A 21,470-nucleotide genomic window follows, 5' to 3' on the forward strand; every position below is an offset into this window, starting at 1 on the left:
GGCACGCCTGCAACGGGGGAATCGATGAAGAACACCAGCAGAATGCTCGCCGCGCTGACGGCGGCGGGCCTCGGCGCAGCGCTTGCGGGCTGCGCGGGCATCGCGGCGGACGTGCGGACGGAGCCGCCGGACGCGCAATTGCAGGGCGCGCAGACCTATGCATTCGCGGACGCGCCATTACCCGCATTGAAAGACGATACCATGCAGTCCGAACAATGGGTCGAGGCGGAGCTGGCCCGGCACGGCTTTGTCGCGGCCGACGACGCGCGCGCCGCCTACCGCGTATCGATCGCGTTCGACACGCGGCCCGCGAGCGTCGGCGTGAGCGAGCAGAAGCAGGATTGCGCGGGCGGCGCCTGCGCGGGGACGGGCGCGGGCGGTCTGTCGGGCGGACTCGGCGCGCTGTTCGGCGGGCCGCGCTACCGCCATTCGCTGACGTTGCGCTTCTTCTCGAATGCGACCGGCGCCGAGCGCTACACGGTGAGCGCGGCGAGCGAGGATCGCGATCCGCGGATCGTGCCGGCGCTGCCGTATCTCGTGAAAAGCGCACTTGCCCGTTTGCCGTACGTGGGCGAAGCCGACTGGCGGGTGAAGCTGCGCACCGCGCCGGATGGCGCGCCCGAAGTGGTGTCGGTCAAACCGCGGCAGCCCTGAGCGCCACGAACGCCGGCGCGGGCGGGTGTTAGCGGGCGTCGTGCGGCGCGGGCCAGCCGTTTTCGGATACGCAGTCGGCGAGCGGCATCCGCCGCGCCCAGCGCTCGCTTTCGAGCATCGGCTCGGGATAGAACTGCTCGACATGGCCGACGCACAGCATCGCGACCGGCCGCGCGCCGGGCGGGATCTTCAGTAGCGCGCATACCGGCTCGACCTCGAACAGCGATACCCAGCCCATGCCGAGCCCCTCGGCGCGCGCCGCGAGCCACATGTTCTGGATCGCGCAGGCGACCGACGCGAGGTCCATCTCGGGCAGCGTGCGGCGCCCGAACACGTGCGCGTCGCGGCCGTCCATCAACGCGACGACGAGCAGCTCGCCGCATTCGAGCATTCCTTCGACCTTCAGCTTCATGAACTCGTCGCGCCGCTTGCCGAGCGCGTCGGCGGTGGCGAGCCGCTCGCGCTCGACGATCGCATGCAGCGCGACGCGCAACGCGCGGTCGGTGATTCGCACGATGCGCCACGGCTGCATGTAGCCCACGCTCGGAGCGTGATGCGCGGCGTCGAGCAGCCGCTGCAGCACGGCGGGGTCGACCGGGTCGGGCAGGAAGTGGCGCATGTCGCGCCGCTCGTGGATCGCGCGGTAGACGGCGGCGCGGTCGGAATCGTTAAAACGCTGGGCCATGGAACAGGGCGCGGCAGGCCGCCAGGAGTCAGGGGGCGTGGCGCGGCGATGCGCGTCATTCACGCGGGATGGGCGCGCTCATTATAGCCGGATGCCGGGCGGCGCCCGCCGGTATGCGCGGGTGCGCGATCCGCTTGCGCCGTGCGGGGGCAGTTACCTGATGATACGGAGTACTGATGGATTGGGATGGGCGAAAGCCGGCGGGGGAACGGGCGGCGAACGGCCAGAAAACGGCCAGAAAACCGCCATTAGACCGCCATTAGACCGCCATTAGACCGCCATTAGACCGCCGCGCCGGACCCGCCGGATGCGGCGTTTTCCGCGCGCGCTACTTCGGTCCGTTGGTCCAGTACAGCACGTCGTCCTGGCGGTCGAACACGAAGACCTTCATCGCCATCTGCTCCTCGTTCGTGAGCTGGTCGAATTCGAGCCCATGAACGACCGGCTCGCCGTCTGCGCCGCGCTGCAGGTTGCGGATCAGGGCGGAGGTGTCGATGCGGATGTCGAGCTCTTTCGACTTGAGCGGAAACGACACGCGGATGCGCTCGCCGACCGGACCCAGCGCCCACGACGCGGCGAGCGACATGCCCCCCGCGCTGACTCCCTTCGCGAGGCCGATGCCGTCATATGTGTCGCCGCTCTCGCCGAGCCCGAAGCGCACCGGAATGTGCGCGCGCACGCGAATCGATTTGCGTTCGCGCAGCCGCCGGATCGCACCGGGCCGCGACAGGACCATGTAGTGAAACGGCAACTGGCATAGCGCCTCGACCGTGCAGACAAAGCGGAACACGGCGTGACTCGCGATCGCGACGATTTCGACGTTCTCGCCCGCGCGCAGCGGCACGACTTGTCCTTCGAGCATCGGCGGGGTGGCGAACAACGCCTGGTTCGGCGCGAAACCGATGATGCGGCACGGGTGCATGGGTCCGGCGCTGCCGGGTTGCGTCCGCACGCCGATCAGCGCGCCGATCGTCAGATGCATGTCTTTCACGCCGAGCGGCCCGGGCCCCGCATTCGCGGCGCCGCCCGGCTCGTCGGGGGCGGCAGGCACGAGCAGGTCGGCGCGTTGGGGCCGGAAATGCTCGAACAGGAAGCGGCGTTCGTCGATGCTGACCAGCACGGCGCCGGCGTCGAACAGCAGTGTGCCGTCGCCGTCGGCGATCGGCCAGTCGAGCGGGGTGCCGACCGGTACGGCTTCGGGAGTGAGCGCGGCCGACGCGTTCCCGGCGGGTGAGTCCACGGTGTCTTCGTTCATTGGCGTGATTGATATCGAAGGGAGTGGGAATTGTTGTGGCAACAACGATACCAAAAAGCAGACTTTTTTTCAGTCGCCGCGCGCTGGACGGCGCGTAAAGCGGCGCCTTCTCCATTCGAACGCGCGTTGAGTGTCTCGCGCGCGCAACGCTGTGGGGCGGGCTTGGGCAGATCGCACCGAAGGCGATTGCCTGACGAAGACGTCGGGGGGCTTGCAATTGCTGCTGATCATAGTGGGAATGCCGGGCTTCCGGCAGGCAATCAAGGATTGATGCGAACTCGAAAGCTCGCCTGATCGGATGAAGACGGGTGCTGGTCGCAGATTTTGATAAGCGTTTTATATTAAAAATAAGGACTGCTTGTTTATATTGAATTACATGGGTAGAATATATTTTTTGATTTTTCGAAACATTCGAAAATTTCCATGACGATTAGCTACGCTACTCCAACAGGGCTGTATTTGATCGCGGAGCAGATCTATCCGAAGCCGGGCTTTCCATCGTTAGGTAATACGATTGGTCCAAGTCTGACGCAGATTTATCGCGTTGTGCTGCAAATCTACACGTTGCGCGACACATACATCGACGGCAAACGGGTGACGGACGGACACATGTCACTCTGGCAATTCGTCAAGGGTTCACTCGGCATCGGCGTAACGACCCGGGATACCGGAGCGAGTGTGGTGAAGCTTGACTATGCGGGCTTTACTAACGTGGTCCAGCTGTTGCCCGAACTTGGTGGACTGATTCCCGACGTGCTGACGCGCGAGCGCACCCTTCCGACGTTTTCGCCCTACATAATGGGCATCGATCCATTTCCCAACGTCGCACTGTACCGTAATCCACGTGCGGTGTTCGTACAGCGCGACGGCGGCCAGTCGGCACCGATTGCGGTAGCCAAGTACAACCGTGCGAACCGTGAACTCGTGATGTTGGACACCGTCACCCGCATCGACCAGACCGTGCGAGAACTGCACGCGCAGGTCCCTGTGCTGAGGTTCTGATGCAATGCGGCCTGACAAAGTCGTCTTGACCCGATCGAAGAATGGCGAGGCCATGCTTGGAGCGATCGCATTCGCCGTGCTATTCCCGATCGTGGCCAATCACTTATACGATGCACTGCTTGCGGCGATCGTCGGCGCGAGACCGGGTACTGTGTCGTTCATTGCCGCCGAACCGAATGGTTTCGTTGTTCATCGCGCAGCCGCGCTCGCGTCGTTCGCGTTTCTGGGATTCGCGATGGGCGCCGCGCTTGCCGGATGCAGGCGGCTGGCACGGGCGACCGGACGCGCTTACGCGTATGCGTGGCTCGTGCTGATTGCCGGCTTACCGGCCGCATCGTGCTTCGCCATATTACATGCACGTGCGGCAGTGTTCAGCCGCGCGGTGAGGGACATGGGGATTGGGGTTGCGTTGCCGCTCGACGCGTTTCCTCTTTATCCGCTGGGCGTGGTTCCGGGGGGGTGCGTGCTCGTGTATGCGGCTGTTCTGCTCACGCGGCGCAGCTTGCCGTGATACCCGGGTGGGTAGTGCGCGCGCTGCGCGCATGGCTCGTGGGCTACCGCGACGCGTTCCGCTATGCCGGTCGCGCCGCACGGCGCGACTTCCTCGCGTTTATCGTGTTACACGGGCTCGTGGCCGGCATGCTCGCCGGCATGCTGCCCCCTGGCGGCTTGGTGCGCTATGCACTTGCCGTGCTGACGCTGGTCACTACACTGTCGTACAACGTGCGTCGGCTGCATGACAGCAATCGCTCCGGTTTGCTGTGCGTCGGGTATTTCCTGTTCGTTGCGCCTATCGTAATCATCGTGTCACTGCTGCTTGCACCCGTCGATGCTGACAATCGATACGGCCCTCGTCCGCGCGGGCCGCTCTGACCGTGTTGCGGGGTGTCTGCGCTGCCGCGAGTCGCGGCGCTTCTGCCCCCAGGCGGTAGCGGTCATCAATCACTTATCGCACCATACGCGGCCCGTTGCAGCGTTCGTCCAATCGCGGGCACGGCAGTCCGCCGCGCCCGCGCCGGCGGCAACCTTCAGCCGTGCGGATGCGTCTGCGGATGGCTGCTCGCGCGCGGCTGCGTGAGCGCGCTGACGAGCGCGAGCACGATCACGTTCAGCGCCAGCGCGACGAAACCGATGTTCACGTCCTTCAGGCTTTCAGGCAGGAACGGGAACAGCTGGCCGATGCCCAGGTGCATCGTCGAGGTGATCGCCACCACGGCGACGCCGGTCAGGATGCCGCAGAACGCGCCCTGCTTCGTCACCCGGTTGTGCGTGGCGAGGCTGCAGACGAGCGCCGGGAACAGTTGCGTGACGAAGTTGTAGCCCATCAGCAGCAGCGCGACGATGGTCTCGCCGCCATGCAGCGTGAAGCCGACCGCGACGAGCGCGACCACCGGCACGAGGAATCGCGCGAGACGCGTGACGGTCGTATCCGGCGCCGCGCGGTTGAACAGTCCGCGATAGACGTCGTTGGCGAGCAGCGTCGAGGCCGTGTTCAGGATCATCGAGCCCGGCACCAGCGCGGTCAGCACGCCCGCCGCGCCGATCACGCCGACGAACCACGGATCGAAGGTCTGCAGCGACAGCCGGAACAGCGACAGGTCGATGTCGCCGCCCTTCAGCCCCGGCACCTTCAGCACCGCGGCGAAGCCGACGAAGAACACGAACAGCAGGATCAGCTGGTAGAGCGGCAGCACCATCGCGTTGCGGCGGAAGATGCGCTCGTCCTTCGCGGTGTACACGGAGCCGAACGTGTGCGGCCACATGAAAAAGCCGAGCGACGTGAGCAGCACCGTCGACTGGAACCACGTGACGCTCGAACCCTTCGCCGGGAAGCTCAGGAAGCCGGGGCGCGCGGTATCGATGGCATGGAACATCGCGCCGAGGCCGCCGTAGTAGTGGATCGGCAGGTAGATGCCGAGGAACAGCACGACCGCGAGAATCAGCGTGTCCTTGACCACCGAGTTCCATGCGGAGCCGCGCACGCCGGACACGATCACGTAGGTGGTCACGACCGCCGCGCCGATCCAGATCGCCGCGCTCGACGGAATCGCGCCATACGAGGTCGTCGAGACGATGATCCCGAGCCCCTTCAGCTGCAGCACGAGGTACGGGATCAGCGCGGTCACGCCCACCAGCGCGACCAGCACGCCGAGTGCCGGGCTCTCGTAGCGGCGCGCGAAGTAGTGCGGCTGCGACACGAGCCGGTGCTGCTTCGCGTAGCGCCAGATCGGCGGCAGCATCCAGTACGACAGAATGTAAGCAAGCGTCGCATATGCGAGGATGTAGTAGACCGGGGCGCCCTTGCCGTAAGCAAAGCCGCTGCCGCCGAGGAAGGTGAACGTCGTGTAGATTTCGCCCGCCATCAGCAGGAACACGAAAGCAGTGCCGAAGCTGCGGCCGCCGACGGTCCATTGTTCGAGACTCATGTCATGGCCGCGCCGCGCGCGCAGCCCGAGAAGCAGCGCGATCAGCGTGACCGCGGCAATGATGACGAGAGCGCTGCTCATGAGCGGTTCTCCTGCGCGGCCGCGCTGTCCTGACGGTTGACGGGATCGAGCCGGTAGACGAGCGCCATGATCGCCGCGGTCAGCACGACCCAGAGCACGATCCAAGCGAGCACCAGCGGCATGCCGAGCACCAGCGGCTCGACACGGTTGACGAACGGAACGCCGAGCAGGATGCCGATGAACGGCAGCACGGCCAGCAGGCGATGCGACATGTTTTGACTCCTTGTTGGGTTCATACCTCTGGTGAAGCAGGTCTAGCGGCCCGACTTTATGCCCTGGAGGTTGGTGCCGTAAAGCCCTCTTCAAAATTCGCCCGCGAATCCGCGCCGGCGCGGCGGGCCCGCCGATGCTTTGCTGCGATGCGGCAGCGCGCACGCGGCGCGCGCCTGTGCCGGCAAGCGCTCACCTGTGCGCCGGCGCGGCGCGCTATGATGCGGCCTGGGCGCCCGTCGGCGGCCGCATGCGCGGCCCCGGGCGGCGCGCCCGCGTCGTGAGCCCGGGGCTGGCCCCGGATTGCAACCGCGGCTGCCCGCGTTCCCTCCGGAGCCGGCTGGCCGCCCTGCGCAGCGGATCGCACGTCATGGCGGCAAGCCTGATCTCGGACATCCTGTTTGGCTTCACCGGATTGATCAGCATCATCAATCCGTTCGGCGTCGCGTTCGTGTTTCTCGACCGCACCGCGTCGCTCACCGCGCCGGAGCGCAACGCGCTCGCGCGCAAGATCGGCGTCAACGTGTTCATCGTGCTGCTGGTCGCGTTCTTTCTCGGCACGCCGGTGCTGCATTTCTTCGGCATCTCGCTGGAGGCGCTGCGCATCGGCGGCGGGCTGGCGGTGGCAGTGGCCGGCTGGAAGATGCTGAACGCGCCGGATACGCCCGTGAGCAGCGGACCGCCGCCGCGGCGCGTCGATGCGGAAAACGTCACTTCGAACGCGTTCTTTCCGCTGACCGTGCCGCTCACCACCGGACCCGGCTCGATCGCCACCGCGATCGCGCTGAACGCGAACCGCACGCACAAGCTGTCGGCGTTTCTGCTGTCGAGCGTCGCGTCGGTCGCGATCTCGGCGATCGTCGCGCTCGTGGTTTACGTGACTTACAGCCGCGCGGCCGTGTTCGCGCGCTATCTCGGCGTCGACGGCACGAAGGTCGCGATGCGGGTGTCGTCGTTCCTGCTGCTGTGCATCGGCGTGCAGATCATGCTCACCGGCTTTTCGGACTTTCTGACACCGATCGCGCAACTGCCGCCGAAGTAGCCGCGCGCCGCCGGCGCGCCCCTGAACGCTTACCGTGGAGAGTGACGATGTGCCGCTGGCTTGCCTACACCGGAAACCCGCTGCAGCTGGAGACCGTGCTGTTTCGCGCCCGCCATTCGCTGATCGACCAGAGCCTGCATGCGCGCTTCGGCCAGACGACGACCAACGGCGACGGCTTCGGGATCGGCTGGTACGGGCATCCGGACGACATTCCGTTCCGCTACCGCTGCATGCAGCCGGCCTGGAACGACCGCAACCTGCGCGAGGCGGCGCGCGCGATCCGCTCGCCGCTGTTCGTCGCGCACATCCGCGCCGCGACCGACACGCCGGTGCAGGAGACCAACTGCCATCCGTTCCGGCACGGCCGGTGGCTGTTCGTGCACAACGGTCTGGTGCGCCAGTACCCGCGGGTTCGCCGCGAACTGATGCTGGCGGTCGCCCCGGCGCTGTTTGCGTCGATCGAAGGGTCGACCGATTCCGAGGTGCTGTTCTATCTTGCGCTGACGTTCGGACTCGAAACCGAGCCGCTGGCGGCGCTTGAGCGCATGGCCGGCTTCGTCGAGGAAACCGGCCGGCGCAACGACGTCGAGGCGCCGCTGAACATGACGATCTGCGCGACCGACGGCGAGCAGCTCATCGCGGTGCGTTATTCGAGCGAACAGGCGTCGCGTTCGCTGTATCACAGCACGTCGTACGAGCATCTGCATGCGCTGTATCCGCACGACCGGCGCATCGCGGCCGCGGGTGAAAAGGCGTTGCTCGTGCTGTCCGAACCGCTGGTCGATCTGCCCGGCTGGTGGGAGGAGATTCCCGAGCGCACCGCGCTCGTCGCGCGCGACGGCGTGCTCGCGCAGCACGCGTTCACGCCGCGCAGCGTGTGACGCCGTCAGGCCCGGGAGCGCTCGCGCAGGTCAGCGGCTCAGTTCGAACGTCGCCGGAATCCACTGGCTGTGTCCGTCCGTGGCGATCCCGTACTTGCCGTCGGCGGTCTTTTGCAGGAACGCGCACCAGTGTTCCGGTTGCAGCCGGCCCCATTCGATGCGCACGCAGTACTGACCGTTGCCGTTGATCTTCCAGGTGCCGGGCGCGTTGCCGCTGTCGCGTTTCGTCTGCGGCGGCGATTCCCAGTTTGCGACGAAGCTGCCGGACGCATCGTTCGTCCAGCGGTGGATATTGCCTTTCGCACTGGTGCTGACGACGTGCGAGCCGGGCACGATCTGCATCAGCTCGTCCCGGGAAAGGTTCGGGGTGTCGTCGGCGAGGGCAAGCGGCGGGACGCAGCCGAGCACGGCGGCCGTTACGGCCGTTGCGAAGCGGGTCGGATTCATCGCGGTCTCCGGAAGACGGTTCGGGAGCGGCGCGGCGTGCCGCGCCGCCTTCGCGTGATCGAGCAACAAGCACGCCACGCCTGTCGCGACGGGCGTGGGCGCATGCGCCTGCGGCGCTGATGGCGGGTAGGGGCGGTAAAACGTTGCAGCGACGAAACATCGGGGCAGCGAGCGGATCGGTGGCGGCGCGTGCGCGTGCGCGTGCAAGTGCAAGTGCAAGTGCAAGTGCAAGTGCAAGTGCAAGTGCGAGTGCGAGTGCGAGTGCGAGTGCGAGTGCATGCGCGTGCATGCGCGTGCGCGTGCATGTGCGAACGCAGGGACAAGGGCGGCGCGGGAGGCGGGCCGCTTGCGCGGGCGCACAGGTACGCGGCGGGCCGCACCCTCGCCGCGATGCGCGCTCAGCGGCGCAGCAGCATTGCGCCCAGCACGGAGAACACCGTGGACGGCAGCTCGGCCAGCCGGCTCACGACGACATTGTGCGGATAGAACGCTTCCACCGCGTCGGTCAGCACACCGATGCCGACCAGCTCGATGCCGCGTTGTCCGATCGCCGCGACCCGCTCGCGCAGATCGCTGCGCAGCACCCGCGGATCGCCGTCGCCGGTGGCCGGGTAGCCGTCCGAGAACACCATCAGGATGCGCCGGCCGGCGGGCTGGTCCGCGAGCCGCTGGGCGGCCCAGCCGAGCGCTTCGCCGTCCGGATTCTCGTGGCCGCAGTCGATCGCCGTGAGCCCGCTCAGGTCGCTCGAACCAAAGCGCTTGTAGACCTGCAGATCGAGCCGCTCGACGAGACGGTTGTAGCGCCGCAGGTCCACGCCCGCTGCGCGTTGCCGCTCGTACAGCGCGCGCATCGGCGCCGATTCGAGCGAGCAGTAGCCGAGCACTTCGCACGCGAAGCCAAGCTGGGTCAGCGCATCGGCGAGGGCGGCCGCGCACAGGCGCGCGAGTTCGATCTTGCGGCCGGCCATCGAGCCGCTGCGATCGATCAGCAGCGTCACCGCGACGTCGCGTCCGCGCGCGATGCGCGTCACGCGGAACGGCGTGCGGTAGCCAGGCGACGTCGCGAGCCGCGCGAGCGCCGCGCGATCGATTTCGCCGCGCTCCTGCTCGCGCTGCCAGCGCGTGCGCTCGTCGGCGCTCAGCGCGCGTTCGAGGCGCGCCTTCAGTTGCGCGGTGTGCGCGCGGGCTTCGGTGCGCAGCGCGCGCCACGCGGCGGCGTCGCCGCTGCCCGTGCGCTCGGCGACGACGTCGAACTCGGTGGCAAGCGGGATCGACAGCGTGGCGCGCGGCGGCCCGGCTGCGTCGGCGCGGGCCGCGGCGGGCGCTTCGGCCGCTTCGGCGGCTTGTGCTGCTTGCGCCGCTTGCGCGAGCGCGTCGGCGAGCGTGTGCGCCATGCCGACGCGGCCCGCCACGTCGTCGTGGGCGCCAGCCGGCGCGGCGTCGTCGGCTGTGGCGCGGCCTGCGTGATCCGCGTGATCCGCGTGATCTGCGTGATCCCCGTCCTCGGCATCGCCGGGCGCGCGGTGCGTATCGAGCGCGTCCGCGCCGCTCGCGGTGAACATCATGTTGTTCGCGTCGCCGGCCGCGAGCGCGCGCACCCGGGCGACGATCTCGCCGGCGAGCCTCACGCTTTCCGCGCTCGACCGGCTGCGCGCGGCGGCGTCGAGCAGGGTGTCGAGCGCGGCGAGCGTCGCGTCGAGCGACGCGCCCGCCTCGCGCGCCGGCGCCGCTTCATGCCACAGCACGCGTTCGATGCGCCAGAGCAGACGCTCGCGCCAGCGCAGCCGCGGCCACTGCCGCTGCGCGCGCGCCGCCGAATGCGCGCGCAGCGTGCCGATGAACCAGCGCGCGCCCGGGTACTGCTCGACGAGCCGCGCACAGACCCGGCGGTCCTCGATGATCTGCGCGAGGCTCGCGAGGACCCCCGGCGGCTGCGCGTCGAACAGCGCGAGCGCCGAATGCTTCGCGCGCGCGACCAGCAGATCGAGGTAGCCGGTCAGCACGTCGGGGGAGAGCGCCTCGTGAGGCGCATGATCGGGAATCACGATGCGGTCGTGCTCGACGCGCGGGCCGTCGGGGCTGAATGCGACGGTGATGCCGTACTGCCCGGTCAGCACGCGCGCGATCTTGCCGAGCGCTGTCTCGAACGCGAAGCCCTGCGCGTCGCGCGGCGCCGGCATCGCGCTCACCCAGCTGGCGCAATGTGATGGCGGATGATGCCGCGAATCAGCGCGGCGTCCTCCGGCCCGATCTTCGCGTAGATGGCCGGACCCGCCGCGCGCTCGGGGTCGCCGGTGCGCAGCATCAGCTCGGCCCAGTCGATCAGGCGGCGGGTCGAGAACGCGCAGCCAAGGTCTTCGCGCGCGAACGCCGCGCGGCAGTCGGCGGCGATCGCCGCGAGCGTGCGCGCGAGCGCGGGCGTCAGGTGCGGCGCGAGCGTGCGCACCAGCACCTCGGCTTCCTCGGCGGGCGACAGGTAGTCGAGCAGGTACACGCGCCAGCGGTCGAGGAACGCTTCGTTCATCAGGTTCGCGCCCTGGTACAGATGGCGGAACGGGCTCATCGCGCCGACCGCGTTCGCGGTGCCGAACAGCCGGAACGACGGATGCGGCGCGACGACCTCGTGGCCTTTTTCCTTCAGCGTCAGGCAGCCGCGCGGTTCGAGCACCGCGGTGAGCGCGGCGAGGATCGACGGCTCGGCGAAGTCGAGTTCGTCGACGATCAGCCACTGCCCGTCGCGCATCGCGCCCGGCAGCACACCGTCGACCCACAGCGTCTCGCCGCCCTTGACGGTCCAGAAGCCGACGAAGTCGCCGACGGTGGTCTGCCCATTCATGTTCGCGCGCACGACGCCCTGCCCGGCGCGCGCCGCGATCTGCTCGATCAGGCTCGTCTTGCCCGCGCCGGTGTGGCCGATCAGCAGCACGCGCCGGTTCTCGACGATGTCCGCGACGACGTCGTGCACCCGCGCCGAAAACAGGTACGCGGGATTGACGCGTGGCACATGCGGGCCGCCCGCGCCGCACGGCACGTCGACGCCGGCGATGCGCACGCTCGCCGCACCGGCGCGGGCGTCGTGCGCGCCGCGCGGCGTGAGGCCGGGGTGAGCGGCGTCAGCGGGTTTAGCACGCTCAGCAGGCTCAGCAGGCTCAGCAGGCTCAGCAGGCTCAGCAGGCTCAGCACGCTCAGCACGCTCAGCACGCTCAGCACGCTCAGCACGCTCAGCACGCTCAGCACGCTCCGCAGACGGAGTGCCGCGCGCCGCGGCGAAGGCCGCCGCCGCGCGCGCGAGCGCCGGCATGAAGGCGGCGCGCCCGTCGGCATCGGCCGGCGGCGCGGCGTCGCGCGGCGCGAACGCGAAGCCCTCGCGCTGCCACTTCTTCAGCTTCGCCTGCAGGTTTTCCTCGTCGACGACCAGGTCGATGTCGACGCGTGCCGGGCCGTCGCCGGACTCCACCGCGTGTTCGAGGCGAAACGTATGGAGGCGCTCGCCGATGCTCACGCGCCACCATTCGGTGCCGGAGTCGGTGGCGCGCACATGGAGGCCGAGGCGGTCGTCGTCGGTGAGGGCGGGGTCGTTCATCGCTGCGCGGCTGGGGTAGGGAACAGAACCGGAGAAGGGAGGACCGTCAACAGACCGACATCTTAGCGCGCCTGTCCTTACCGGCTGTGGTGGCTTCGTTGCCGGGGCCGGGGCGAGCCGCTAAGGTGGCAGGCAGGGACATGCCGTGACATGCCGTGACACGCGGCCCCGGCCCGCAAAGCAAGGACCTTCGGATGAACGATATCGCCGCTTCTGAGGACGGTGCGCTGCGCACCGACGTGCTGATCGTCGGCGCGGGGCCGGTCGGCCTGTTTGCCGCCTTCGAGGCCGGCGTGATCGGCCTGTCGTGCCAGATCGTCGACGCGCTCGACGAGATCGGCGGACAGTGCACGCAGCTCTACCCGGACAAGCCGATCTACGACATCCCGGCGATTCCTTCCTGCACCGCGCGCGAGCTGGTCGAGCGTCTGCTCGTGCAGTGCCGGCCGTTCGACGTGCCGATCCGGCTCGGGCAGCGCGTCGACACCGTCCTGCAGCAGGACGACGGCCGCTGGCGCGTGCGCACCGCGCAGGGGCTCACATTCGACGCCGCGGCGATCCTGCTGGCGGCCGGCAACGGCGCGTTCGCGCCGCAGCGGCTCGCGCTGCCGGAGGCGGCCGCGCTCGAAGGCGCTCAGGTGCATTACAGCGTGCGGCGCGCGGAGGATTTCGCGGGCCAGCGGGTGATCGTCGCAGGCGGCGGCGATTCCGCGCTCGACTGGGCGCTCGCGCTGCGCAAGGTCGCGCGGCGGCTCACGCTGGTGCACCGGCGCAACGGCTTTAGCGCGGTCGATTCGAGCGTTGCGAAGATGCGCGCGGCGGTCGCGGCCGGCGAAATGGCCTTCGAGGTCGGCACGATCGGCAGCCTGCATGCCCCCGCTGGACGGCTCGAAGCGATCGGGCTGAAACAGCTCGGCGGCAGCCTGCGGATCGAGGCCGATCACCTGATCGCGCTGTACGGGCTCGTCGCCGAACTGGGGCCGATCGCGCAGTGGGGGCTCGCGCTGCTCGGCGGGCGCGTGGTCGTCGATACGTCGAATTACGAAAGCTCGCGCCCCGGCATTTTCGCGGTCGGCGACATCGCGCAGTATCCGAACAAGCAGAAGCTGATTCTCTCCGGTTTTCATGAGGCGTCGCTTGCGCTGCGCCGCGCGTATGCATATGCGTATCCGGAACGCACGCGCACCCACGTGCATTCGAGCTACGACGCGAACCTGGCGAGGCGCGTCGCCGAACACGGCGCCTAGGCGGCGCGCACGGAGCGGGGGGCGCGCGCCGGCACGCACAGGCACACGCAGGCACGCACGGGCACGCACGGGCACGCGCAGGCACGCGCAGGCACGCGCAGGCACACGCAGGCACACGCAGGCACACGCAGGCACACGCAGGCACGCACGGACGTCCCGCCGCGGGGCGCGCGTGCCCTTCAATGGGGAACGGTGCACAAACATAGGGGAGGCGGCGCGCGCGCAAGACGCCTCGCCCCGCCTGTGCACGCGGCACTGCAGCATCGCGCAAAGGCCCGCCAGATCGGGGCCGGCCGTTCGCACAGGCCGGTTGGAATCTGCGTTGGCACAGCCTGTGCTTTATCGAGTTCAAACTTGTATGCAAGATTGAACTCATGTCCATCGACACCCGATCATCCCGTCTGTTCACCATCCGCGCGCTGAGCGCACGCTACCGCGCGGGCGCCCTTACGGCGGCGCGCTGCGTCGACGACACGCTCGCGCGGCTCGACGCGCTCGCGCGCCCCGAAGTGTGGATCCACCGGTTCGGCGCCGACGTCCTGCACGCGCGCGCCGCCGAACTCGATGCGCTGCGCGCGCGCGAAGGCGATGCGATATTCGCCCGCATGCCGCTGTTCGGCGTGCCGTTCGCAGTCAAGGACAACATCGACGTCGCCGGGGTGCCGACCACCGCCGCCTGTCCCGACTTTGCGTACGTGCCGCACGCGTCCGCGCAGGCGGTGCAGCGTCTGCTCGCGGCCGGCGCGATCCTGATCGGCAAGACCAACCTCGACCAGTTCGCGACCGGCCTCGTCGGCGTGCGCTCGCCCTATGGCGCGGTGCGTCAGGTCGAGTTTGACGCGCACGTGTCAGGCGGATCGAGCTCCGGCTCGGCGGTGGCGGTCGCGGCCGGCTGCGTCGCGTTTTCGCTCGGCACCGACACGGCCGGCTCGGGCCGCGTCCCCGCCGGCTTCAACGGGCTGGTCGGCCTGAAGCCGTCGCTCGGCCTCGTGAGCAAGCGCGGCGTGCTGCCCGCCTGCGAGAGTCTCGATTGCGTGTCGATCTTCGCGCACGAGGTGGCCGACGCATGGCACGTGCTCGCGCAACTGGCCGGCTTCGATCCGCGCGACCGCTACGCGCGCCGCGTGCCGTCGCTCGGCGCGGCGCGCGCGCCGCTGCGCGTCGGCGCGCCGGCGCGGCCCGAGTTCTTCGGCGACGCGCAGGCCGCACAGGCCTTCGCCGACGCGCTGCACCGCATCGGCGGCGCGCTGCGCTGCCCGCCCGCGCCGGTCGACCTGACGCCGTTCACCCAGGTGTCCGCGCTGCTGTATGACGGCCCGTGGGTCGCCGAGCGCCGCGCGGCGGTGGGCGCATTCTTCGACGCGCACCGCGACGCGATGGACCCGGTCGTCGCGCGCGTGATCGGCGAGGCCGACCGCTACAGCGCGGTCGACGCGTTCGTCGGCCAGTACCGGCTCGCCGACCTGAAGCGCGTCGCGCAGGCCGTCTTCGACGAGATCGACGTGCTGGTCGTGCCGACCGCGCCGACCCATCCGACCATCGCGGCGGTGCGCGACGATCCGCTCGCGCTGAACAGCCAGCTTGGCTACTACACGAACTTTGTCAATCTGCTCGACCTGTGTGCGCTCGCGGTGCCGTGCGCGCCCCGCGCGGACGGGCTGCCGGCCGGCGTCACGCTGATCGCGCCGGCCGGCGCCGATCACCGGCTCGCGGTGCTCGGCGCGCAGCTCGCGGCGCTGTTCTCCGACGCCCCCGACCTGTCCGGCGAGATTGCGATCGCGCCGCTGCCGTTCGACGAGCCGCACGTGACGCTCGCCGTCGCCGGCGCGCATCTGCGCGGCCAGCCGCTGAACGGCCAGTTGCTCGAAGCCGGCGCGCGCTTCGTCGCCGCCACGCAGACCGCGCCCGCCTACCGGCTCTACGCGCTTGCGGGCGCGCAGCCGGCGAAGCCCGCGCTCGCACGGCTGCCGACGCCGCCCGCGGCGGGCGCGGCGCCGTCGCGCGCGATCGACGTCGAGCTATGGCAGGTGCCGCTGCGCAGCTTCGGCGCGCTCGTCGCGGCGGTGCCCGCGCCGCTTGGCATCGGCACCGTGGAGCTGGCCGACGGACATCGCGTCAAGGGCTTCATCTGCGAACCGGCGGCCGTCGCGGCCGATGCGGGCGCAACCGATATCACGCAGTTCGGCGGCTGGCTCGCCTACCGCGCCAGCCTGCCCGCCGCCGCTGCGTCCGCGGCATCCCTTTCCCTCTCCACCCTACCGGACACACCATGAGCAATCGCCGTCATTTCATGAAGCACGCCAGTCTGCTCGCGCTCGGCGCGATGACGCCGTTCGGCCGCGCGTTCGCCGCGAGCGGCAAGCTGACCGTCGGCGTGATCTACGTCGGCTCGCGCGACGACTACGGTTACAACCAGGCGCAGGCCGCCGCGGCAAACGTGATCAAGGGCCTGCCGAACGTGAAGGTGGTCGAGGAAGAAAACGTGCCCGAGACCATCGCCGTGCAAAAGACGATGGAAGCGATGATCGAGGAAGACGGCGCGACGCTGATCTTCGCGACCTCGTTCGGCTACTTCGATCCGCACGTGCTGAAGATGGCCGCGAAGTATCCGCACGTGCATTTCGCGCACTGCGGCGGTCTCTGGAAGCAGGGCGATCCGGCCAACATCACGAGCTACTTCGGCTATATCGACGAGTGCGAGTACCTGAGCGGCGTCGTCGCCGGCCACATGAGCCGCACGAAGAAGCTCGGCTTCGTCGCCGCCAAGCCGATTCCGCAGGTGCTGCGCAACATCAACTCGTTCACGCTCGGCGCGCAGTCGGTCGATCCGTCGATCACCACGCACGTGATTTTCACCGGCGACTGGTCGATGCCGGTCAAGGAAGCCGAGTCGGCCAACAGCCTCGTCGATCAGGGCTGCGACGTGCTGACCTGTCACGTCGACGGCCCGAAGGTCGTCATCGAGACCGCCGAGAAGCGCGGCGTGATGAGCTGCGGCTATCACGCGAGCCAGGCGGCGCTCGCGCCCAACGGCTATCTGACCGGCGCCGAATGGGACTGGGCGACGCCGTACAAGGCGCTCGTCGGCAACGCGCAGAACGGCCGGCCGCAGCCGAACATCATGCGCGGCGGGCTGAAGGAGGGCTTCGTGAAGATGTCGCCGTACGGCAGGAAGGTCGTCGCGGCCGCGCGCCAGAACGCCGACGCGGTGAAGGCGCAGATGCTGGCCGGCAACTTCGTGATCTTCAAGGGGCCGATCAAGGACAACAAGGGCGCCGTCGTGGTGGCGAGCGGGACCGAGCACATCCAGACCGACTACACGCTGGAAAGCATGAATTACCTCGTGTCGGGCGTGGTGGGGCAGATCTGATGATCGGCCCCGTTCCCGTCGCGCCGCCGTGTCCGTTTCTGGAGCGTTGTCATGCGTCCTAATCCGGGTTCCGCCCGACTGATGCTTGCGGCGTTGCCCGCGCTGCCCACCGCGTGCGCGCTGGCCGGCACGCTGGCGCTGTTCTGCGTGTTCCTGCTGCTGCAGGGCGCGCCCGCGTTCGATGCGATCGGCCTCATTTTCGAGGGCGCGTTCGGCTCGTCGTTCGCATGGCAAAGCACGCTGTTGCGCGCCTCGCCGCTGATGATGACCGCGCTGTGCGTCGCGTTGCCCGCGCAGGTCGGGCTCGTCGTGATCGGCGGCGAGGGCGCGCTCGCGCTCGGCGGGCTCGCGGCCGCGGTGGTGCCGCAATGCCTGCCCGCCGGCACGCCGTGGCTCGTCGGCATTCCGCTGATGGCGCTCGCGGCGATGGTCGCGGGCGGCCTGTGGATCGGCGCGGTCGGCGCGCTGCGGCACGGGCGCGGCGTCAACGAGACGATCAGCAGCCTGCTGATGGCCTACATCGCGATCGCGCTGTTCAAGTCGCTCGTCGAGGGGCCGCTGCGCGATCCGGCGAGCCTGAACAAGCCGTCGACGTATCCGGTGCCCGACGCGCTGTCGATCGGCTCGATGCCGGGACTCGAAGTCCACTGGGGCCTGATGTGGGGCGCGCTCGCGTGCGTCGCGGCGTGGCTGTTCGTGCGCCACAGCACACCCGGCTTCGCGATGCGCATCGTCGGCGGCAACCCGCGCGCCGCGCGCCTCGTCGGCCTGCCGGTCGGGCGGCTGGCGCTCGTCGCGTGCGCGGCCGGCGGCGCGTCCGCCGGACTCGCCGGCATGTTCGAGGTGGCGGCGGTGCAGGGCAGCGCGAATGCGTCGCTGCTCGCCGGTTATGGCTACAGCGGCATCCTCGTGGCCTTCGCGGCGCGCCAGAATCCGCTCGCGGTGATCGTGTGCGCGGTGCTGATCGGCGGCATCGAGGCGAGCGGCAGCCTGCTGCAGCGCCGCCTCGATCTGCCCGACGCGACGACGCTGGTGCTGCAGGGCCTGCTGTTCGCGAACCTGCTCGCGTGGGAAGCATTCGGCGGCCGTCTCGCGGCGTGGCGCGTCAGACTGCAGGCGCTCGCCGTCAGCGAGCCGGCGGGACAACTGGAGAACACTCATGCATGAGCTGCATTCGCCGCTGGCGATCCTGCTGGTGTCGCTCGTCGCCGGCGCGATCCGCGTGAGCACGCCGTATCTGTTCGTGAGCCTCGGCGAGTGCCTGACCGAGAAGGGCGGGCGCGTGAATCTCGGGCTTGAGGGCATCCTCGTGTCCGGTGCGATGAGCGGCTACGCGGTGGCCTGTCTGAGCGGCTCCGCGTGGCTCGGCGTGCTCGCCGCAGCCGGCGTCGGGCTGCTGCTCGGCGCGCTGCACGGGCTCGTGTGCTCGCTGCCGCGCGTCTCGGACATCGCGTTCGGGATCGCGCTGATGCTGTTCGGCACCGGCGTCGCGTTCTATCTCGGCAAGCCGTTCATCGAGCCGCAGGCGCCGATGCTGCGCTCGCTCGACTTCGGCCGCTGGGCGCCGTCCGCGCAACTGCACAACGCGCTGCATTTCAACCCGCTGTTCCTCGCCGGCATCGCATTCGCGTTCGTGCTGCAGTGGGGGCTGCGCAGCACGCGCTGGGGGATGATGCTGCGGGTGGTCGGCGAGAACGCGGAGACCGCGCGCGCGATGGGCTATCCGCTCACGCGCATCCGCATTGCCGCGACCGCGCTCGGCGGCGCGTTTGCGGGCGTCGGCGGCGCGTATCTGTCGCTCGTCTATCCGGGCAGCTGGAACGAAGGCCTGTCGAGCGGCCAGGGGCTGATGGCCGTCGCGCTCGTGATCTTCGCGCGCTGGCAGCCGCTGCGCTGCCTCGCCGCCGCGCTGCTGTTCGGCGCGGCCGGCGCGCTCGGTCCGGCGCTGCAGGCGGTCGGCGTGACAGGCGGCTACTACCTGTTCAACGCCGCGCCTTACGTGCTCACGCTCGCGATCATGATCGTCAACTGCCGGCCCGACCGCACGCTCGCGGGCGCGCCGGGCGAACTGAGCCTCACGCGCTGATGCGGCGCGTCGTCCGGCCTTGCCCGAACCTGTCTGAATTTGCCTGAATTTGCCCGGGATCCATCGAGACCTTACCCCATGAACCGATTCCTCGAAGCACAACCGTATCCGTGGCCGTACGACGGCAACCTGCGCGCCGGGAACACCGCGCTGATCGTGATCGACATGCAGACCGACTTCTGCGGCTACGGCGGCTATGTCGACAAGATGGGCTACGACCTGTCGCTCACGCGCGCGCCGATCGAGCCGATCGCCCGCGTGCTCGCGGCGATGCGCGCGCAGGGCTTCACGATCATCCATACCCGCGAAGGGCATCGTCCCGACCTGTCGGACCTGCCTGCCAACAAGCGCTGGCGCAGCCGGCGCGCCGGCACGCACGGCATCGGGATCGGCGACGCCGGGCCGTGCGGGCGCATCCTCGTGCGCGGCGAGCCGGGCTGGGAGATCATTGACGAGCTTGCGCCGCTGCCCGGCGAGATCGTCATCGACAAGCCCGGCAAGGGCTCGTTCTGCGCGACCGATCTCGAACTGATCCTGCGCACGCGCGGCATTGCGAACCTGGTGCTCACCGGCATCACCACCGACGTCTGCGTGCACACGACGATGCGCGAAGCGAACGACCGCGGCTTCGAATGCACGGTGCTCGCCGACTGCTGCGGCGCAACCGAGCGCGGCAATCACGACGCCGCGCTGAAGATGATCCTGATGCAGGGCGGCGTGTTCGGCACCGTGTCGGACTCGCACGCGCTGATTGCCGCGCTCGGACACTGAACGATGACGACGATCCCCGCCCCGTACAACCAGCCCGCCGCGACGATGCATGCGCTCGGCGTCGAAGTGATCGGCGCGTCGAAGCGGTTCGGCGCGTTTCGCGCGCTCGACGACGTGTCGCTGAAGATCGCGCCCGGCACGATCCACGCGCTGCTCGGCGAGAACGGCGCGGGCAAGAGCACGCTCGTGAAGGGGCTGGTCGGCTACGGTCTGCTCGACGCCGGGCAGATCGCCGCCGACGGCCGCGAGGTGCGGATCGCGTCGCCGCGCGACGCGCAGGCGCTCGGCATCGGCATGGTGTATCAGCATTTCACGCTCGCGGCGGGCCTGTCCGTCGAGGAGAACCTGCTGCTCGCGCGCGGCCGTCTGCCGTGGCGCATCGACTGGGCGCGCGAGCGCGCGGCGCTCGCCGCGTTCATGCAGCGCATGCCGTTCCGGCTGCCGCTCGATGCGCCGGTCGCGAGCCTCGCGGCGGGCGAAAAGCAGAAGCTGGAGATTCTCAAGCAGCTGTATCTGCGCCAGCGCTTCCTGATTCTCGACGAGCCGACCTCGGTGCTCACGCCGCAGGAAGCGGACGAGGTGCTCGGCCTGATGCGCACGCTCGCGACGAATGGCGAGCTGACCGTGCTGATGATCACGCACAAGTTCCGCGAGGTAATGGCCTACGCGGACGACGTCACCGTGCTGCGCAAGGGCCGTCAGGTGGGCACGTGCGCGGTGGCGGCGACCGGTCGCGAGCAGCTTGCCGGCTGGATGATGGGGACGGGCGCGCAGCCGGCGCGCACGGAACAGGCGGCACGCCCTCGACAGGCACAGGTTCCGGCGCCGACGCCCGCGCCGGCGTCCGCCGGGGCCGTGCCCGTCGCGCCCGTCGCGCGCGCGCCGCTCGCGCAGGACGCGGTGGTGCGTCTCGCGCTGCGCGGCGTATCGGTGCACGACGACCGCGGCCATGCCGCGGTGCGCGACGTCAGCCTCGCGGTGCGCGCGGGCGAGATTCTCGGGCTTGCCGGCGTCTCGGGAAACGGACAGAAGGAACTGGTCGAGGCGCTGGTCGGGCAGCGCCGGCCGGTGGCGGGCGAGATGCGTGTCGCGGGCGAACCGTATCGCGCGACGCGCGCGCAGATGACCGCGCGCCGCGTGTTCGCGATTCCCGAGGAGCCGCTGCGCAATGCGTGCGTGGCGGGCATGAGCGTGGCCGAGAATCTCGCGCTGCGCGACTTCGACCGCGCGCCGCTGCGCGGCCGCGCGTGGCGGCTCGACCGGCACGCGATGCGCGAGCGCGCGCTGCGGCTGATCGACGCGTTCAACGTGCGGCCGCCGGCGCCGGAGCGGATGATCGGCACGTTGTCGGGCGGCAACGTGCAGCGCGCGGTGCTCGCACGCGAGCTCGGCCAGCCGGTGGACGTGCTGATCGTCGCGAATCCGGTGTTCGGCCTCGATTTCGCCTCGGTCGCCGAAATTCATGCGCGGCTGAGAGCGGCGCGCGAGCGCGGCGCGGCAGTGCTGCTCGTCAGCGAGGACCTCGACGAACTGCTCGAACTCGCGGACCGGATCGTCGTGATGGCCGAAGGGCGGCTCGTCTACGAGACGCCGGCCGCGGGCGCGCAGCGCGCGGTGCTGGGCCAGCACATGGCGGGGCACGTCGACGCGCCTGCCGGCGTGCCTGCCGAAGCCGTGCCGGCCTGACGCCCGGCCACCGCTGCGGCGGGAGACGGGTTAAGATACGCACT

At 69.4% G+C, this 21,470-nt stretch carries 20 protein-coding genes; 13 read left to right on the plus strand and 7 right to left on the minus strand.

Features of this window, described 5'->3' with window-relative positions; all coding sequences use genetic code 11:
- Positions 1-24: 24 nt before the first annotated feature.
- Positions 25-654 carry a DUF4136 domain-containing protein gene (locus tag AC3AP7_RS22845; RefSeq protein ID WP_487364813.1) on the plus strand — a complete coding sequence of 210 codons (630 nt, stop codon included), beginning with the start codon at positions 25-27 and terminating at the stop codon, positions 652-654.
- A gap of 28 nt (positions 655-682) precedes the next feature.
- Here the strand turns inward: AC3AP7_RS22845 and bluB are convergent, their stop codons facing one another.
- Entirely contained in the window at positions 683-1,339 is a 657-nt protein-coding gene (gene bluB, locus AC3AP7_RS22850; protein ID WP_487364814.1) for a 5,6-dimethylbenzimidazole synthase, read from the minus strand.
- A 328-nt stretch (positions 1,340-1,667) separates the two neighbouring features.
- A complete protein-coding gene (locus tag AC3AP7_RS22855; protein ID WP_487364815.1) occupies positions 1,668-2,594 on the minus strand; it encodes a flagellar brake protein in 927 nt (308 codons plus the stop codon).
- A 423-nt stretch (positions 2,595-3,017) separates the two neighbouring features.
- Between AC3AP7_RS22855 and AC3AP7_RS22860 the strand changes: the two genes are divergently transcribed.
- From AC3AP7_RS22860 to AC3AP7_RS22870, 3 genes are read left to right on the plus strand one after another with little or no spacing between them, the layout of a single operon-like run.
- Positions 3,018-3,596 carry a hypothetical protein gene (locus tag AC3AP7_RS22860; RefSeq protein ID WP_487364816.1) on the plus strand — a complete coding sequence of 193 codons (579 nt, stop codon included), beginning with the start codon at positions 3,018-3,020 and terminating at the stop codon, positions 3,594-3,596.
- 52 nt (positions 3,597-3,648) lie between these two features.
- On the plus strand, positions 3,649-4,107 hold the full coding sequence (locus tag AC3AP7_RS22865; RefSeq protein WP_487364817.1) for a hypothetical protein: 459 nt from the start codon (positions 3,649-3,651) through the stop codon (positions 4,105-4,107).
- Between the two features lie 38 nt (positions 4,108-4,145).
- Complete coding sequence (locus tag AC3AP7_RS22870) at positions 4,146-4,469, plus strand: DUF805 domain-containing protein (protein ID WP_487364818.1); 324 nt, start codon at positions 4,146-4,148, stop codon at positions 4,467-4,469.
- Between the two features lie 155 nt (positions 4,470-4,624).
- Here the strand turns inward: AC3AP7_RS22870 and AC3AP7_RS22875 are convergent, their stop codons facing one another.
- Both AC3AP7_RS22875 and AC3AP7_RS22880 read right to left on the minus strand, forming a co-directional pair.
- A complete protein-coding gene (locus tag AC3AP7_RS22875) occupies positions 4,625-6,103 on the minus strand; it encodes a sodium:solute symporter family protein (RefSeq protein WP_487364819.1) in 1,479 nt (492 codons plus the stop codon).
- Positions 6,100-6,315: a DUF3311 domain-containing protein gene (locus tag AC3AP7_RS22880; RefSeq protein ID WP_487364820.1), complete on the minus strand. Its 216-nt coding sequence runs from the start codon at positions 6,313-6,315 to the stop codon at positions 6,100-6,102. Before AC3AP7_RS22880 ends, AC3AP7_RS22875 begins: the two co-directional genes overlap by 4 nt.
- A 368-nt stretch (positions 6,316-6,683) precedes the next feature.
- Here AC3AP7_RS22880 and AC3AP7_RS22885 point away from each other — a divergent pair, with 368 nt between their 5' ends.
- Together AC3AP7_RS22885 and AC3AP7_RS22890 are read left to right on the plus strand one after the other, a co-directional pair.
- A complete protein-coding gene (locus tag AC3AP7_RS22885; RefSeq protein ID WP_487364821.1) occupies positions 6,684-7,355 on the plus strand; it encodes a MarC family protein in 672 nt (223 codons plus the stop codon).
- A 47-nt stretch (positions 7,356-7,402) separates the two neighbouring features.
- Positions 7,403-8,236, plus strand: coding sequence for a class II glutamine amidotransferase (locus tag AC3AP7_RS22890; protein WP_487364822.1), 834 nt, complete (start codon positions 7,403-7,405; stop codon positions 8,234-8,236).
- A 30-nt stretch (positions 8,237-8,266) separates the two neighbouring features.
- Here AC3AP7_RS22890 and AC3AP7_RS22895 read toward each other — a convergent pair whose 3' ends face one another.
- From AC3AP7_RS22895 to AC3AP7_RS22905, 3 genes are all read right to left on the minus strand, one after another.
- Positions 8,267-8,683 (minus strand): hypothetical protein, encoded by a 417-nt coding sequence (locus tag AC3AP7_RS22895; protein WP_487364823.1) that lies wholly within the window; start codon positions 8,681-8,683, stop codon positions 8,267-8,269.
- Positions 8,684-9,081: 398 nt separating this feature from the next.
- The gene (locus AC3AP7_RS22900) at positions 9,082-10,863 is read right to left on the minus strand and encodes a cobaltochelatase CobT-related protein (protein ID WP_487364984.1); all 1,782 of its coding nucleotides are present in this window, start codon (positions 10,861-10,863) and stop codon (positions 9,082-9,084) included.
- A 5-nt stretch (positions 10,864-10,868) separates the two neighbouring features.
- Positions 10,869-12,266, minus strand: a complete 1,398-nt coding sequence (locus AC3AP7_RS22905) for an AAA family ATPase (RefSeq protein ID WP_487364824.1) — start codon at positions 12,264-12,266, stop codon at positions 10,869-10,871.
- A gap of 194 nt (positions 12,267-12,460) precedes the next feature.
- Here AC3AP7_RS22905 and AC3AP7_RS22910 point away from each other — a divergent pair, with 194 nt between their 5' ends.
- The 7 genes from AC3AP7_RS22910 (at position 12,461) to AC3AP7_RS22940 (ending at position 21,426) form a co-directional block, all read left to right on the plus strand.
- On the plus strand, positions 12,461-13,513 hold the full coding sequence (locus AC3AP7_RS22910) for an NAD(P)/FAD-dependent oxidoreductase (protein WP_487364825.1): 1,053 nt from the start codon (positions 12,461-12,463) through the stop codon (positions 13,511-13,513).
- A gap of 374 nt (positions 13,514-13,887) precedes the next feature.
- Positions 13,888-15,786, plus strand: a complete 1,899-nt coding sequence (gene atzF / locus AC3AP7_RS22915) for an allophanate hydrolase (protein WP_487364826.1) — start codon at positions 13,888-13,890, stop codon at positions 15,784-15,786.
- Positions 15,783-16,883, plus strand: a complete 1,101-nt coding sequence (locus tag AC3AP7_RS22920) for a BMP family ABC transporter substrate-binding protein (protein ID WP_487364827.1) — start codon at positions 15,783-15,785, stop codon at positions 16,881-16,883. The genes atzF and AC3AP7_RS22920 overlap by 4 nt, the downstream gene beginning before the upstream one ends.
- Before the next feature lie 51 nt (positions 16,884-16,934).
- Positions 16,935-18,050, plus strand: coding sequence for an ABC transporter permease (locus AC3AP7_RS22925; RefSeq protein ID WP_487364828.1), 1,116 nt, complete (start codon positions 16,935-16,937; stop codon positions 18,048-18,050).
- Positions 18,043-18,969, plus strand: coding sequence for an ABC transporter permease (locus tag AC3AP7_RS22930; protein WP_487364829.1), 927 nt, complete (start codon positions 18,043-18,045; stop codon positions 18,967-18,969). The genes AC3AP7_RS22925 and AC3AP7_RS22930 overlap by 8 nt, the downstream gene beginning before the upstream one ends.
- 78 nt (positions 18,970-19,047) lie before the next feature.
- Positions 19,048-19,740 carry a biuret amidohydrolase gene (gene biuH / locus AC3AP7_RS22935; protein WP_487364830.1) on the plus strand — a complete coding sequence of 231 codons (693 nt, stop codon included), beginning with the start codon at positions 19,048-19,050 and terminating at the stop codon, positions 19,738-19,740.
- Positions 19,741-19,785: 45 nt separating this feature from the next.
- Complete coding sequence (locus AC3AP7_RS22940) at positions 19,786-21,426, plus strand: ABC transporter ATP-binding protein (protein WP_487364985.1); 1,641 nt, start codon at positions 19,786-19,788, stop codon at positions 21,424-21,426.
- Positions 21,427-21,470 lie beyond the last annotated feature (44 nt).

This window comes from Paraburkholderia sp. PAMB 6770, assembly GCF_057748135.1.

Excerpts from the sequence above, each read along its gene's own strand:
- AC3AP7_RS22880 (WP_487364820.1), bottom strand. The coding sequence starts at position 6,315 with ATGTCGCATCGCCTGCTGGCCGTGCTGCCGTTCATCGGCATCCTGCTC.
- AC3AP7_RS22910 (WP_487364825.1), top strand. The coding sequence starts at position 12,461 with ATGAACGATATCGCCGCTTCTGAGGACGGTGCGCTGCGCACCGACGTG.
- AC3AP7_RS22890 (WP_487364822.1), top strand. The coding sequence starts at position 7,403 with ATGTGCCGCTGGCTTGCCTACACCGGAAACCCGCTGCAGCTGGAGACC.
- AC3AP7_RS22920 (WP_487364827.1), top strand. The coding sequence starts at position 15,783 with ATGAGCAATCGCCGTCATTTCATGAAGCACGCCAGTCTGCTCGCGCTC.
- AC3AP7_RS22860 (WP_487364816.1), top strand. The coding sequence starts at position 3,018 with ATGACGATTAGCTACGCTACTCCAACAGGGCTGTATTTGATCGCGGAG.
- AC3AP7_RS22885 (WP_487364821.1), top strand. The coding sequence starts at position 6,684 with ATGGCGGCAAGCCTGATCTCGGACATCCTGTTTGGCTTCACCGGATTG.
- AC3AP7_RS22845 (WP_487364813.1), top strand. The coding sequence starts at position 25 with ATGAAGAACACCAGCAGAATGCTCGCCGCGCTGACGGCGGCGGGCCTC.
- AC3AP7_RS22900 (WP_487364984.1), bottom strand. The coding sequence starts at position 10,863 with ATGCCGGCGCCGCGCGACGCGCAGGGCTTCGCGTTCGAGACAGCGCTC.
- AC3AP7_RS22895 (WP_487364823.1), bottom strand. The coding sequence starts at position 8,683 with ATGAATCCGACCCGCTTCGCAACGGCCGTAACGGCCGCCGTGCTCGGC.
- AC3AP7_RS22930 (WP_487364829.1), top strand. The coding sequence starts at position 18,043 with ATGCATGAGCTGCATTCGCCGCTGGCGATCCTGCTGGTGTCGCTCGTC.
- biuH (WP_487364830.1), top strand. The coding sequence starts at position 19,048 with ATGAACCGATTCCTCGAAGCACAACCGTATCCGTGGCCGTACGACGGC.
- bluB (WP_487364814.1), bottom strand. The coding sequence starts at position 1,339 with ATGGCCCAGCGTTTTAACGATTCCGACCGCGCCGCCGTCTACCGCGCG.
- atzF (WP_487364826.1), top strand. The coding sequence starts at position 13,888 with ATGTCCATCGACACCCGATCATCCCGTCTGTTCACCATCCGCGCGCTG.
- AC3AP7_RS22875 (WP_487364819.1), bottom strand. The coding sequence starts at position 6,103 with ATGAGCAGCGCTCTCGTCATCATTGCCGCGGTCACGCTGATCGCGCTG.
- AC3AP7_RS22925 (WP_487364828.1), top strand. The coding sequence starts at position 16,935 with ATGCGTCCTAATCCGGGTTCCGCCCGACTGATGCTTGCGGCGTTGCCC.
- AC3AP7_RS22855 (WP_487364815.1), bottom strand. The coding sequence starts at position 2,594 with ATGAACGAAGACACCGTGGACTCACCCGCCGGGAACGCGTCGGCCGCG.
- AC3AP7_RS22905 (WP_487364824.1), bottom strand. The coding sequence starts at position 12,266 with ATGAACGACCCCGCCCTCACCGACGACGACCGCCTCGGCCTCCATGTG.
- AC3AP7_RS22940 (WP_487364985.1), top strand. The coding sequence starts at position 19,786 with ATGCATGCGCTCGGCGTCGAAGTGATCGGCGCGTCGAAGCGGTTCGGC.
- AC3AP7_RS22865 (WP_487364817.1), top strand. The coding sequence starts at position 3,649 with ATGCTTGGAGCGATCGCATTCGCCGTGCTATTCCCGATCGTGGCCAAT.